The following is a 15,008-nucleotide window of genomic DNA, read 5'->3' as shown; positions in this document are numbered from 1 at the left end:
AACCTCGACGTGGTGGACCTACTCGAGCGCCGGCAGAATCTGCCGCCATCCGGTCTCCGACACGATGCCGTCGTGGTCCTCGTCCACCACGTGAACGACGAGCTCGCCGCCGTGAATCCGTCGCCACCGGTCGGCGAAGCCATCGGACGGCTTTCCGCGCTGCGCCTCGAACAACGTGACGATGCCCGAGTATCCGGGTGCCTTCGCAGTCCTCAGGAGCAACGATGTGTAAGTGAAGTTCGCGGCGATGTCGTCTGCCAACTCCGCCGGAAGCTCACGTGCCGGTGCTGCCGGAACGTCGGAGTTTCGCCCATCCAGCGGCTCGCTGTCCACGAGGCCGACGAAGGCGATCGTCTCGCCCGCCTCCGTCAACATCGCGGCCATCGCGTGAGCGAGCGTTCCGCCGAACGAGTATCCGAGCAGGCGGTACGGCCCTCGCGGTTGTTCACGACGTACCGCACGGACGTGATGTTCGACGAGCTCGTCGAAGGTACCCGGACGATCTCCCTGGGGAAGTTGCAGCCCGACGACCGGGCGATCGAGCATCGACGCCAGTGATGCGAACTGCCAGGCGTAGCCCCCGGCCGGATGGATGCAGAACAACGGCTCACCTGTTCCGTCCCGTCCGAATCGGATCACATCGTCCGGTACCTCGTCGACACCGCCGTCACGCCGGGAGTCGATGAGTTCCGCGACCGACGCAACCGACTGACGCTCGAGGAGCTCCCGGACGTCCACTCGAACGGACGTGTCGCGCTCGAGCCGAGAAACCATCCGCATGGCCGCCAGCGAGTCGCCCCCGCAGTCGGCGAAGCCGTCGTCGGCTCCCACTTCGTCCAATCCGAGCAGCTCGCAGAAGATGGCGGCCACCGTCCACTGGGTCGGCGTGCGCAGCGAATCAGCGACGTTGCGACGCGGCGGCTCCGGCAGCGCCGCGCGGTCCAGCTTGCCGTTGACCGTGAGCGGGATGGTGTCCACTCGCACGATCTGCGCGGGCACGAGATGCGCGGGGACGATCTCACGCAGCTGTGCGCGCAGGTCGCTCTCCGAGTCGGCCCCCTCACCCACGACGTAGCCGATCAGCCGCGCCACAGGGCCGTTCGATCGGACCGTTGCGGCGGCTCGCGTCACACCGGGCAACGCTTCGAGCGCCGACTCGACTTCGCCGAGTTCGATTCTGATGCCGCGAATCTTGACTTGGCGATCGACCCGTCCCAGGTACTCCACGCGGCCGCCGGCGAGGTACCGCACGAGGTCGCCGGTGCGATACATCCGCTCTCCGGCTGCGAACGGATCAGCGACGAACACCGATGCCGTCTGTCCGTGCCGGCCTCGATACCCGTGCGCGACACCGTCACCGGACATGTAGAGTTCACCGACCGCTCCGACGGCGACCGGGCGCAGCCCGGAATCGAGGACACGTGCGCAGGCATTGCGGATCGGCCGACCGAGGCAGGGACTTTCACTGTCCGCGACGGCCGATCCCATCGCATTGATGGTGAATTCGGTCGGTCCGTAGAGGTCGTAGCCGTCGATTCCGTCCTGCTCACGCAACCGGGTCCACAATTCCTGCGGAACGGCCTCGCCGCCGAGCATCACCAGCTTCGGAGCCCGCTCGTCGTCGAGCAGACCGGCAGCGATCAGTTCCCGTGCATACGACGGTGTCACGTTCACGACGTCGATTCCGACAGTTCGATAATGCTGGACCAGCGTGCGCGGATCGGCTCTCGCCGCCTCGTCGATGACATGCACGTGATGGCCTGCCAGCAACCAGAACAGCTCTTCCCACGACATGTCGAAGGAGAACGACACGGTGTGCGCGATGCGCAACTGCCGGCCGTCGACGAGCTGCTCTGTCCCGCGGAAGATCTCGTCACGGTGATTGTGGTACATCGTCGTCAGACCACGATGACCGACCTGGACGCCCTTGGGTTTACCCGTCGATCCCGACGTGTAGATGACGTAGGCGGGCTGGTCCGGATGGATGGGTCCACCGATGCGGTGCATCGGCACATTCGGTGCGGGACGAGCCCCCGACAGCACCTCGGCCACCGCGGGCTCTGCGAGATCGACGACGGAAACCCCTGGCAGACCGGAAGCCACCTCTGCCACCCGCTCGGTCCGCGCATCGGCCGTGATCACAGTGCGGGCGCCGCTGTCGAGCACGATCTCCCGCAGTCGCGAACCCGGATGCTCGAGGTCGAGCGGCAGGTACGCGGCGCCGGTGCGCATCACCGCGAAGATCGCCACCACGTGATCGGCGATTCGCGGCAGCATCAGTGCGACCAGATCGCCTGCGCCCACACCGGACGCAGCCAGGTACCGCGCCAGCGCGGTCACGCGGTCGTCGAATTCCCGAGCGGTCAACGTCTCGGTACCACAGGTCAATGCGGGTGCATCGGGGGTGGAGGCAGCACGTTCGCACAGGAGGGTGTCGATACTTCCCTCCACGGCGCCGGGCAGCGGAATCGCCACGCGGGGCGCCGTCAGTGCGGTGCGTTCGAGTTCGCCGTGTCCGCGACCGGATTCGGCCACCGTGACCCGGCCCCGCGCCCGAAGTCCTGCGATCTCGACGAGCATGCCGGTCATGATCTCGAGAAGCGACGCGGCGGTCTCGTCGTCGACGAGATCGGGGCGGTTCTCGATGGTCACCTCCATCGCGCCGCTTCGACTCCGGGGGTCGACATCGACGGTGATCGCATAGTGGGTGGCGTCCGTCGCGTCTGCAGCGATGATCCCTGCGCGTTCGAACACACCGAATCGCGCCGCGTCCCCACCGACATTGCGGAACACCAGCAACGTGTCGAACAGCACCCCGAAACCGGCGGCCCGGGCGATCTCGCCCAGCCCGGCGTGCTGGTGCTCGATCAGACCGCTCTGTTCGACGAACAACTGGCGCAGCATGTCCGACAGGGTCGACGCCGAGCGCAGCCGCACCCGGACGGGCACGGTGTTCAGTGTCAGCCCGACCATGCGATCGACGTCGGGTACGAGCGGGTCGCGACCCGACACGGTGGACCCGAAGACCACGTCGTCGCGGCCGGTGAACCGGCGCAACGTGAGCGCCCACGCGAGCGACATCACGGTCGACACGGTCACGCCGTGCTCCGCTGCGACCGCCACGATCTCGTCACGTACCGAGTCGTCGAGCCCGGCCGTGACGCGGCTCGGCAGAGACATCGTGCCGGGGTCCGCGTTCGGTGCCACCAATGTCGGCTCGCCGAGGTCGGCCAGGTTCAGTGCCCACGCCTTCGCCGCAACCACGGTGTCGCGGTCGGCCAGATAGCGCAGGTGATCGGTGAAGTCGGCTGCAGGAAGCAGCACGCGCTGCAACGCCGCCGTCACCTCCCGATCGCCCTCACCGCCCTCCTGATGCAACCCGACCAGCATCTTCGCGACGCCGTAGAGAGTGAACAGCTCGGTGAAGAGCACTCCCTGGGACCACGCGTCCGACAGCAGGTGATGCTGGGTCAGCACCAGGTGCTCTGCCGAATCGGGTCCGGTCGCCAGGACCGCGCGCACCAACGGCGCGCGGTCGAGCTCGAAGGGTCGTGCGAACTCGTCCGCGGCAACGGAATCGAAGTCTGCGGGCGAGTCGACCGACTGTTCTTCGACCGTGAGCGACACCGGCGCAAGGATCGCGACCGGTTCCGGGAACATCGAATGTGTGAACGCGGCACCGAGGTTCGGGTACCGCCGAACGATCGCGACGAGGGCAGCTGCCAGCGCCCGACGGTCGACGGGCTGCGGGAACGTGAAGCGGTGCTGTACGTGGTAGCTGTCCGTGGCACCTCGTCCGCCGGTGACGGATTGGAAGTACATGCCCCGTTGCAGCGGTGTCAGCGGCAGCACCTGCTGCCATCCCGGATACTGGGTCTCCACGAGTGCTCGTGCGGCGGAGTCCATCTCGACGAGTTCGGAACGCTCGTGCGCCCCGTCCTCTCCGGTCACCATCCGTACGGCACGGTCGGCCAATTCTGCGAGCGTGTCGCACTCGAACACATCGGCGACCGCGATGCGCACACCGCGCCCGGACGCGGACGAGACGAACCGGACCGCGGCAATGCTGTCACCGCCGAGCGCGAAGAAGTTCGACTGCAGGTCGATCTCGGTTCCGAGCACTTCTTCCGCTGCAGCAGCGAGATCGGAGGCAACCGATGCCGGTACCTGTTCAGCGGTGGCCGCGAGCGCACTGCTCACCGACGCCGGCGCCATCGGAGATGGTAGGGCCGCACGGTCGAGCTTGCCGTTCAATGTGCGGGGCAGTGTCTCGACAACGGTGATCGACTGGGGAACGAACTGATCCGGTAGCACCTCTGCGAGTGACTGACGCATCCGGGCGGGATCGGTCGTCGCACCGTCGGCGACGACGACATACCCGAAGAGTCTGGCGCTTCCGTCCGCGATCGCAGCGACCTTCGCTGCCGCGTCTCCGACGCCGGGCAGCGCCCGCAACGCGGTCTCTACTTCGCCGAGCTCGATCCGGAATCCGCGCACCTTGACCTGGTCGTCCGTGCGTCGCAGGTATTCGATCCGGCCGCGGCGTGTGCGTACCGCGTCGCCGGTCCGGTACAGGCGCTCCCCCGGCCGCCGAGGATCGGCGACGAAGCGGGCTGCGGTCAGCGCCGGTCGATTCAGGTAGCCGCGCGCGATCTGTGCGCCACCCAGGTACAGCTCGCCGAACGCCCCTTCCGGAACCTCGCGGAGGAGGTCGTCGAGGATGCGGGCCTGCACATCGATCCAGGGTTCACCGATCGTGACCGGCGCGTCCTTCGTGAGCCGATCCGCCGTCGCCCACACCGTGGCTTCCGTGGGGCCGTACACATTCCAGACCTCGTCGCTCACGGTGGTCAGCTGCTCCGCCAGTTCTGCGGGTACTGCCTCACCGCCGACCAGAGCACGCGTCACGCGCACCGAGGGCACGGTCAGGAGCAGTCGCCACAGCGAGGGGGTCGCCTGCACGACCGTGGCGCCGGTGGTCGTGATCAGCGCAGCGAGCTTCTCCGGGTCGATCACCGACGCGCGCGGAGCCACCACGACGGACGCGCCGACCGCCAGCGGGCACAGCAGTTCGAGCACCGCGATGTCGAACGACACCGTGGTCACCGCGACCACGCGATCGTCCGGGCGGACCCATCCCAGCGTGCTCACGGCATCCGCGAAGGCCGCGAGATTGGACGAGGTCACCATGACACCCTTGGGTTTTCCGGTCGTCCCCGAGGTGTGGATGATATAGGCCAACCCGTCGTCGGCGACGGGCACCTCCGGCAGTGCTGTATCCGCATGCGAGTCGGCAACTGCGGCGTCCACCCGCACCGTCGGTAGGTCCATCCATGCGACGTCGTCGACCGTGGCGTCCGATGTCAGGACACAGACCGGCCGTGCGTCGTCGATCATGTACCGCACGCGATCACGGGGGTAGTCGACGTCCAGCGGCAGATAGGTGGCACCGCACCGGAGTACCGCGAGCAGTGCCACGGGAAGGTCCCCGCCCCTGCCGACCGCGACACCGACGACGGTTCCGGACCGCACCCCGTGTGAGGTCAATTCGCGTGCTACCGCGTCCACACGAACTCCCGCGTCGCGATAGCTCGTCTCCTGCCCGTCCGCGACGATGGCTGTGGCCTCGGGTCGCTCGCTGACCTGGTGCAGGAACCGCTCGACCACCGTGCGTGGAGTCACGTCGCGCGTCGGTCCGTTCTCGGCGACGATGCGATCGAGTTGTGCGATGGGCCGGTCCGGCTGCTCGATGATGTGGGTGAGCGTGAGGATCAGCTCGTCGAGCATATGGGCGACCGTGTCGTCATCGAACAGGTCGGCCGCCGCTCCCAGACGGATCTCGGCCTGAGCATCGCGCTCACGGAGCCAGACGGCGACGTCCATGCGCGCCGGTGGATCGATCGGCTCGACGGGAGTTGCGGTGACATCTCCCAGCGCGATCGGTGCGCCGAGGACCTCGTGCCCGACCATCGTCTGGAACAGCGGGTGGCGTCCGGCCGCACGCTCCGGTGCGATCGCGTCGACGACACGATCGAACGGCACGTGCTGATGCTCCAATGCGCCGAGCCCGGCGGTGCGCACCCGGTCGATGACCTGTCCGGGTGTCGGGTTTCCGCTCAGATCGATCCGGTGCACGGTCGTGTTCACCAGGTACCCGACAGTGTCGCGGAATCGTCCGTCCTCGAGGAGTTCCCGATCCGAGACCGTCGTGCCCAGAGGAATGTCGGTGCCTGCTCCGAACCGCTGCCACGTCAACGCGACCGCGGCCTCGAGCAGCATCAGTGCCGATACCCCGTGATGCACTGCAGCACGCTGCATACCGCTGGTCGTCGTCTCGTCGAGCCGGCGTGAAGCTTCGACGGATCGATACGTCGACTGTCGCGGGCGTGGCCGATCAGTCGGTAGTTCGAGTTCGGACGGCAGGGCGGTGAGCTGTGCAGACCAGTACTGCAGCGCACGGTCTGCCTCTGCAGACCTCGTCCGTGTCCGGTCTGCCGCGGCGAATTCGTCGAAAGCGGGTGCAGCAGGGGGCAGTTGCGGGGTTCTCCCCGCCAGCCGTTCGCGATATGCCAGGGCCAGAGCGTCGAGAAGCACGGGCACCGATGCACCGTCCACGGCGATGTGGTGGATCACGATCACGAGGGCCACCCATCCGGGACCCCGGAGCTGGGCTGCACGTGCAGGCACGTCGGACTCGATGTCGAATGCCGACTCCGGGTCCTGGATTTCGAGGCGCACAGCGGTGTCGAGGTCGAGGCCCGTGCTGCGGTCGCGCAGTTCGGGAATCGCACTCTCCGGCAGCACGTGAACTCGGGGTTCACCGTTGTCCCCGGCGGGATAGCAGGTACGGAGAATCACGTGGTGCTCCAGCAGATCTCGCCATGCCGCGTTCAGGGCCTGCGTGTCGAGAGCATCGGACAGCTCGAGGACGATGGGAACGTCGTGAGCTCGGGATACGCTGTCCAGCCGCTGCACGATCCACAGACGTTCCTGCGCGGACGACAGAACCGGCTCACCGGAGGGCGCTTCCTGTGCGGGTGCATCCGGCACCTCGAGAGCGTCGACGGTCTGCGCGCGGGCCGCAAGCGCCCGGGGCGTGCGCGCCGCGAAGATGTCGGCGACCGTGACGACGATGCCGTGCCGTCGCAGACTGCTCACCGCGCGCATCGCCACCAGCGAGTGCCCACCGCGATCGAAGAAGTCGTCGTCCGGTAGCAACGCGGTCTCGAGGACCTCACCCAACCGCGCCGTGACAGTGTCCACGACGTGCGGCGCACCCGAAACCACCGTGGCCGCAGGCACGCGCGGGGCGATGCTCCGTGCCGGCAGCATCTCGATCGTGTCCGGCACGAACTCGGCCGCCGGACGATCCAGGTCCTCGATCATCTCGGCGATCACGATCGGAAGCGCCGCCGCGACCATCTCCGCCGTTCGCCCGTCCACGACCACCGGGTCGTGGTCGACGACCAGCCGGAAGCGGTCGCCGGGGGGCGCCAGCAGCGACAACGGGTACTGCGTCGTGCTGATGTTGCCGATCCCGATGATGTGGGTCGAATCGCCGGAGTCCGCAGAGTCCGCACCGAACCTCGCGGGATAGTTCTCGAACACCACCAGGGTGTCGAACAGACCGGTTCTCCCTCGCACAGTGCTGCAGGTCTCGATCTCGGACAGCGGCAGGTGCTCGGCGTCGCCGAGGTCGTACTGTTCACGCTGACTGTCCTGCAACACTTCCCGCAGCGGGCGATCGTCCATGCGCATGCGGACCGGCACGGTGTTGCTGAACAGACCCACCATCGTTTCGACCCGCGCGAGATCTGCGGGTCGACCGGACACCGTAGTACCGAAGACCACATCGCCGCGCCCGACGAGCGCAGACAGCACGGCACTCCACGCCCCCTGCACGAAGGTATTGACGGTCAGCCCGTTCTCGCGCGCTGCCTCCGCGAGCCGCGCACCGAGCGCGTCGTCGACCGTGATCTCGGTTGCCACGGGGTGCTCCGCGGTACCCTCCCCTCGGGCAACCAGGGTCGGCTCCGTCAGGCCTTCCAGACGCCGACGCCACGCTGCGTGCAGTGCGTCCCTGTCCAGGCGGGCAAGCCACCGCAGGAAGTCGGCGTAGTCCGGGGCAATCGGCAGGCCGGTGGCGCCCTGGTTGTAGAGGTGGACCAGTTCGCGCAACACGATCGGGGTCGACCATCCGTCGGTCACGAGATGGTGCGCATTGAGGATCAGTTGTGTCCGCGCCCCGGGAAGCCGGAGCACATGTGCCGCTAGCAGCGGACCACGCCTGACGTCGAATACCCGGCCTGCGGCACTGCGGTGTGCCTCTGCCGCCGCGGCGGCTGCCGCAGCCGGGGGAAGATGACCGAGATCGGAGACACGCCACGGAATATCGACGACCCGCGGGATCGTCGCCGCAGGCTCGTCCACACCTTCGAAATGGAAGCCGGCCGACAGATTCCGATGCCGGGCGACGACGGCCGTGAAAGCGGATCGCAACCGGTCGACGTCGAGTTCGCCGGCGAGATCGACGACCGCCGTCAGGACGTACGGGTCGTGATCGGTGAAGCGCGCCGCATGCGCGAGCAGACCTTCCTGCAGCGGCGAGAGCGGCAGGATCTCGGCCAACGGTCCGGTCACGGACTCCAGAGCGGAGATCTGACTCTGAGTTACGGCGACGTCGTCGCAGTCGGCCGCGCTCAGGCCACCGGGGTGCAACGCCGCGTGCGCCGCCAGGCTTTCCAGCGCTCGGCCGAAGTGGTCCTGGAGTGCGGTGACGGATACCGCGTCGAGCAGTTCGCCTGCGGCTGTCCATTCGATCGACAGCGCCGGACCGTCGGGGCCGTCGTGCACGAACGCGTTGATCGCCAACACTTCCGTGAGCGTTCGTCCGTCCGGCTCCACCACTCCGAATCCGTCGTCTCCGACCGTGCGCCACCCGTCGCCCGACAGAGCCGCGGGTTTACCGAGGTAGTTGAGCACGATCTGAGGGGCCGGAAGTGTCGTGAGCGGTTCACCGGCCTCGTCCAGGAATCGCAGCACCCCGTATCCGATTCCGTTGTCGCGGAACGCCCGCCGACGCGCTTTGATCTCGTGGAGGATCTCGGCGAGCACGTGCCCGCCACCCGTCGCTTCGGCCAGACGCTCGTCCGAGTCGATGATCTCGGCGGGCACCGAGACCGGATATTCCGTGGTGAACCAGCCGACGGTCGATCCACGCTCGACGCCCGCGTCTGCGTCGCGGCCGTGCCCCTCCATCAGAACCGGGAAGTCACCGGTCGACGTTCCGCGGTACGCACGCATCGCGACGGTCAGTGCCGCGAGCAGTACCTCGTCGGGGCGTGCGCGATACTTGGAGCACAGGTTGTCGAGGACGGCGGCGGTGACTGCGGGCGAGGTGTCCGTTCGCGTCACTGTCGTCGTCGAGTGGGTGTCGATTCCGCGACGCAGATCGGATTCGACGAGCACCCGCGATCCCGACCCGAGGACCGCACGCCACGCATCCAGTTCGTCGACGTATCGGTGCACCGCACCGAGGGAAGCCAACTCGGCCGCACGATGACGCCACGACTCACCGGTGGTGGGCGGGAGTGCCCGACCACCGCACGCCGCTACCAGGTCGGCCATCAGGACGTTCCAGGACACGGCGTCGACAGCGAAGTGATGCACCACCGTCAGCACGCGATCGCTGCCGTCGGACATGCGAACGATGATCAAACGCAGCAGGTCTCCGATAGTTGGTGACAGTCCGGCTGCAGCCTCACGTACCCACGATGCCACCTCACGAGTGAAGTCGTCCGCGGAGACCGGTCCGCGTTCCGCGATCTGCACGGCCACGTCGGTCGGGGCCGGGATGTCCGCGGTGTCACCGTCACGGACGATCATCCGCAGCGCCGGGTGCCGATCCAGCAGGGTCTGTGCGCCCGCGACCAGCGCGTCACGGTCGATGTCGCCGTCGAGCTCCACTGCGGTCCACTGCGCGTACGAGGCCACGTCGTCGACGGTGTCGACGCGCAGAATGTTGCGCATGATCGGTGTGGTCGGCGCCGACCCGATTCCGGTGTCGTCCGTGATCTCCGTGGCATCGTCGACCAACTCGCGACCGATCTGCGCGAGGGTCGCCAGATCGCGACCGGACAGCAGTTCCTTGGGAGTGAGCACGAGGCCGTGGGTGCGCAGACGGCTGCTGATGCTGATCGCACCGATACTGTCGCCGCCGAGTGTGAAGAGGTCTGCGTCCAGCGATACCTCTGCGACACCCAGCACCTCGCCGATGACGGCGCACAGGGCGTATTCCGCAGACGTGCCGGGTTTGCGGTTCTCTCCGCCGCTCGCAGCACCGGAGCCGAGCGGATCCGGCAGTCGCTTGCGATCGATCTTGCCGTTGACCGTCACCGGCATCTCGTCGAGAACGATGACGGCGGAGGGAACCAGGTGATCCGGCACCCGGGACAGCAGCTCACGCCGGATGTCGTCGCCCGCCAGTACGTCATCGTCGGACGTCACGTAGCCGATGAGCTTCGCCGACAGTCCGGATCCGACGACCACCGCGACCGCAGCGGATACGGAACGGCACTGCGACAACGCGTTTTCCACCTCGCGCAGTTCGACGCGGTGGCCTCGGATCTTCACCTGGTCGTCGGCACGACCACGGTATTCGAAACCGGTCTCCGGATTCCAGCGTGCGAGATCTCCGGTGCGGTACATCCGACCGCCCCCCGCACCGGAACGAACTGCGCCGAACGGATCTGCGACGAAACGGTCGGCCGTAGCACCGGGACGCCCGAGGTAGCCACGGGCGAGTTGAGGTCCGGCCAGATACAGCTCACCGGTCTCCCCCTCGAGGACGGGCTGCAGTGCCGCGTCGAGGAGGTACGCCGCGGTACCTTCCAGCGGCGTACCGATGTGCACATCGGAGCCGGTGACCTCGGCCGCGATCGCGTCCACGGTGGCCTCGGTGGGCCCGTACATGTTGTAGACCCGGACCGGACTCCGCCCGAGCTGTTCGGCCAGCGCAGAGGGCAGTGCTTCACCACCGACGACGATCGTGCCGACGGAGTGTCGCGTGTTCTCGGAGGACGTCGAGATCAGTCCCGCCTCGACGAGAAACGCTGCCATGGACGGGGTCGTGTCGACGACGTCGATCGCGTCGTCCGTGAACTTCTGGATCTGCATATCGGCGTCGCGCTGGATATCGCTGCCGTAGAGATGGATTCGATGTCCGTCGATGATCCACAACAGCGGATCGAGAGAAGCGTCGAATGCGAACGAGGTGGTGTGGGCGACGTGCAATTGCCGTCCACCGGCGCGTGCACGCGCGTCGGCGTACACGGTGCCGCGCTGTCGATGAACAAGATGCGCGAGGCCGCCCGAGCGGACGACCACGCCCTTGGGGGTGCCCGTCGAGCCCGAGGTGAACAGGACGTAGGCCATGTCGTGGGGGTTGGGAGTGGTCGCCAGTTCGTCGGCACTCAACCGGTCGCCGGCGAGTGCGGCGAGCTCGGACTCGATCGGCGCCGATCCGAGTCGCACGATGTCGCATTCCGCATTGGTGACCGGGGGCTCATCGTTGCAGAGCAGCAACGACGGGCGTGCAAGATCGACCAGGCCGTCGAGACGCTCCGTCGGGTACGCCGGGTCGAGCACCACGTAGGCGGCACCGGCCTCCCAGACCGCGAAGATGCATGCCACGATGTCGGAGGTCCGCGGAAGCGCGATCGCCACGATGTCGTCCGACCCGACCCCGCGAGATCGGATCAGCCGAGCGAGCCGGTAGCTCCGCTCCGCGAGTTGCAGCGCAGTCAGGGATGTTTCGGAGTCGGTCAGCACGACGTCGCCGGCGTGGAGAGCCACCATGTCCGCGAACATGTCGGCGACCGATCGCGACCCCGCACCCGGCAGCGCGGCCGGACTCCACCCGTCGGCGGGTCCTCGTCCGCTCAGATCCACCCGGCCGAGCGGCGGGTGATCGGGTGAAGACAGCGCACGCACGAGCGTGGCCAGCCCCTCGACCCTAGCGTCGACCTCGGCCGCCGACACAGTGCGGGCGTCGACCTCGAACCCGAGCATCATTCGCCCACCGTCGATGGGTGTGGCCGTCAGTCCCAGTTCTTCCGGCGGGCCACCCGCGACGTTGCGCAAGGTTCCGACGGCCCCGGCGAAGTCGAGGTCGAAATCGAATGCCTTGAGGTTGATCCCGACACCGTGCAGCACGGCACCCGCTCCGGGTGCGGCCAGGTCACGTACGAGGTCCTCACCGCGATAACGCTGGTGCTCGCGCAGCTCACCCAGCGCCGTCGCGACCGTCGATCCCAGCGCCGAGATGTCATCGGAGAGCGACACCGAGACGCGCAGTGGTAGCACGTTGACGGCCATCGACGGAGTCGTGAGCGCGGTGCGCGTGGTGCGCACCATGATGGGCAACGCCAGCACGACGTCGGTGGTTCCGTGCAGTCGTGCAACGAATCCCGCGTAGGCGCCGATAAGCAGGTCGGCCCACGTGCATCCGCACTCGCCGGCGATCTGCTCGAGCCGCTTCCTGACGTCGGCATCCAGGATCGCGCGCGCGGAATGCGTCTGCGCAGCCGATCCGAGGTCGGCGCCGCCGCGGCGGCCGTGCAACTCGGGCAGCGGATCGAGGCGCGCCGTCCAATAGGCACGGTCCAGCGCCGCCTGCTCGGAGTTCCGGTACTCCACATCCTCGGTGACGACATCGGCGATCGAGCCGAAGGTATTCGGGCGGAGACGCTTTCCGGTCATCGCAGCGGTGTAGCGCGTCGCCAACCGACGGGAGATCATCGCCGCGGAGTAACCGTCGACGATCAGGTGGTGGTACAGCTGAACACACCACACCTGCGTCGACGACAACCGGAGCAGGGTGTAGGTGAAGAGTTCCCGGTCCTCCATGTCGCGGGCTGCGCGGGCGGCTTCGGTGCGGATCCGGGTGACTGCCTCGTCTGCTGCGGCGTGTGGATTCTCCTCGTCGCCGAGGTCGAGGACGGGGATCGACAGCGCCTCGCCGGGGGCGATCCACTGGCGGGGTCCGTCTTCGGTCTCGACGAATCGCAATCTCATCGTCTCGGCCTCGGTGACGGTCGCCGAGATCTCCGCGATGAGCACCGCCAGATCGATTTCCACCCCCGCCGCGGAGCCGTCGATCTCGAGTACCTCACCCACGAGGTAGTACGGGGAATCCGGTTCGAGTCGTTGCGCGTTCCAGATTCCCAGCTGCGCTCCGGTCAGCGGCAGCAGCGTGGGGGAAACGGTCGTGGCGGCGTGCCCTTCAGTGAGTGTCATGACCCCTGGCTCTTCTTGTCGATCTTGCCGACCGAGGTGGTCGGAAATTCGGTGACGAATTCGAATCGATCCGGGATCGTGTACGCAGCCACCTGCCGTTCGGTGCGGAGGAACGCGCGCAGCTGCGACGCCGTGGGCGTCCCGGACTCGGGATCGCGCCGGATCACGTACGCACAGATACGTTCTCCCAGAGCGTCGTCCGGAATACCCACGACGGATACGTCATGGATCTCGTGGTGTGCCAGCAGGTGGTTCTCCACCATCGCCGGCGCGATCTTCTCGCCTCCGCGATTGATCTGGTCCTTGCTTCGGCCCACGACCGTGAGGTACCCGCGTGGGTCCCGGACCACGATGTCGCCGGTCGCGTAGAACCCGTCGGCCGTGAACGCCTTCCGGTTGTGTTCCGGCGCCCGGTAGTAGCCCCGGATCGTGTACGGACCGCGCGTCTGCAGGTGACCCGCCAACCCGTCGGCCACCGGCACGCCGGCGTCGTCGACGACCCGCACCTCGTCGTCGGGCGAGATGGGACGTCCCTGTGTGGTGGTGATGGTCGCGTCGTCGTCACCGATGCGCGTGTAGTTGACCAGCCCTTCGGCCATGCCGAACACCTGGGTCAGAGTGCATCCGAGTTCCGGGGCGACGCGGCGCGCCGCTTCCTCCGGGAGTTTCGCGCCGCCCACCCAGACCGATTCGAGGGAGGAGATGTCGCGATCGGCGAGAGCCGACGAGTTCAGCCACGCGATCAGTACCGGCGGTACGAGCGCCGCGTGGGTCACCGCGTGTTCTTCGATCAGTCGCAGGCAGGTGTCCGGGCTGGGATCCGGGGCCATCACCACACAACCACCGACGGCGATCATTCCCAGCAGACCCGGCGAGCTCATCGTGAAGTTGTGCGAGATCGGCAAGACCGCGAGCATCACCGAGGAGCTGTCGATGTGGCAGATGCGCGCGCTCTCCCGCACCGAGTACAGGTAGTCGTCGTGAGTGCGCGGGATCAGTTTCGGGGTGCCGGTGGTACCGCCCGAGAGCTGGAGGAACGCCACGTCCGAGGGCAGCGAGCGGTCGACCCGAGGCAAGGGCCGGCCCGCTGCCCAGGATTCGTCTCCGACCGGAATCACGAAGGTCGAGACCTCGGGGAAATCGGTATCGATCTCGGTCGCGAGGTCCCCGTACGAGGTGAGACCGAACTTGTCGACGGTGACATACCCGCGGGCCGTTGCCGCGGTGCAGAACTGGTGGATCTCTGCGGAGCGGTGCGCAGCCAGGGCGAACACCGGCAAGGCACCGATCTCGAACAGCGCGAACACGACCTCGACGTACTCGACGGTGTTCGGCATATGGACGATCACGCGGTCGCCGCGGCCGAGTCCCTCGGCGGCGAATGCGCCCGCGATGACCTGCACTCGTTCCGAGAGTTCGGCGTAGGTCACTGTGCGCCGCGGATCCACTACCGCCGGCCGATCCGGATGGGCCGACACAGCACTGTCGAGGAGCGCCGAATGTGTCTGCCCGATCCAGTACCCCTTCTCGCGGTACTGTGCGGCGAATTCTGCTGGATAGTCCACCACTCCGTCGAGCCGAAGCGGAGAGAGAGGTGGGCTCGTCCCGTCGTGCACGGGCTTCGTGTGAACGGAAATTCTCGGTATTGCCATTGCATCCCTCTCGCTTCGGTCTTCAGCGGGAGGTTCGGCTCTGCCCCGCTGTGCCTGAAA

General features: G+C 67.3%; 2 protein-coding genes. Both read right to left on the bottom strand.

What is annotated here, in order from left to right:
- Window positions 1–18: 18 nt before the first annotated feature.
- On the bottom strand, window positions 19–13,296 hold the full coding sequence (locus EV641_RS24700; protein WP_132475370.1) for a non-ribosomal peptide synthetase: 13,278 nt from the start codon (window positions 13,294–13,296) through the stop codon (window positions 19–21).
- On the bottom strand, window positions 13,293–14,948 hold the full coding sequence (locus EV641_RS24695) for an AMP-binding protein (protein WP_132475367.1): 1,656 nt from the start codon (window positions 14,946–14,948) through the stop codon (window positions 13,293–13,295). Before EV641_RS24695 ends, EV641_RS24700 begins: the two co-directional genes overlap by 4 nt.
- Between the last annotated feature and the right edge of the window lie 60 nt (window positions 14,949–15,008).

This window comes from Rhodococcus sp. SMB37 (assembly GCF_004345605.1).
Classification (GTDB): Bacteria; Actinomycetota; Actinomycetes; order Mycobacteriales; family Mycobacteriaceae; genus Rhodococcus.
This window is presented reverse-complemented; position numbering and strand designations above follow the sequence as displayed.

Coding starts and splice junctions, on each gene's coding strand:
- EV641_RS24700 (WP_132475370.1), bottom strand. CDS start 13,296: ATGACACTCACTGAAGGGCACGCCGCCACGACCGTTTCCCCCACGCTG.
- EV641_RS24695 (WP_132475367.1), bottom strand. CDS start 14,948: ATGGCAATACCGAGAATTTCCGTTCACACGAAGCCCGTGCACGACGGG.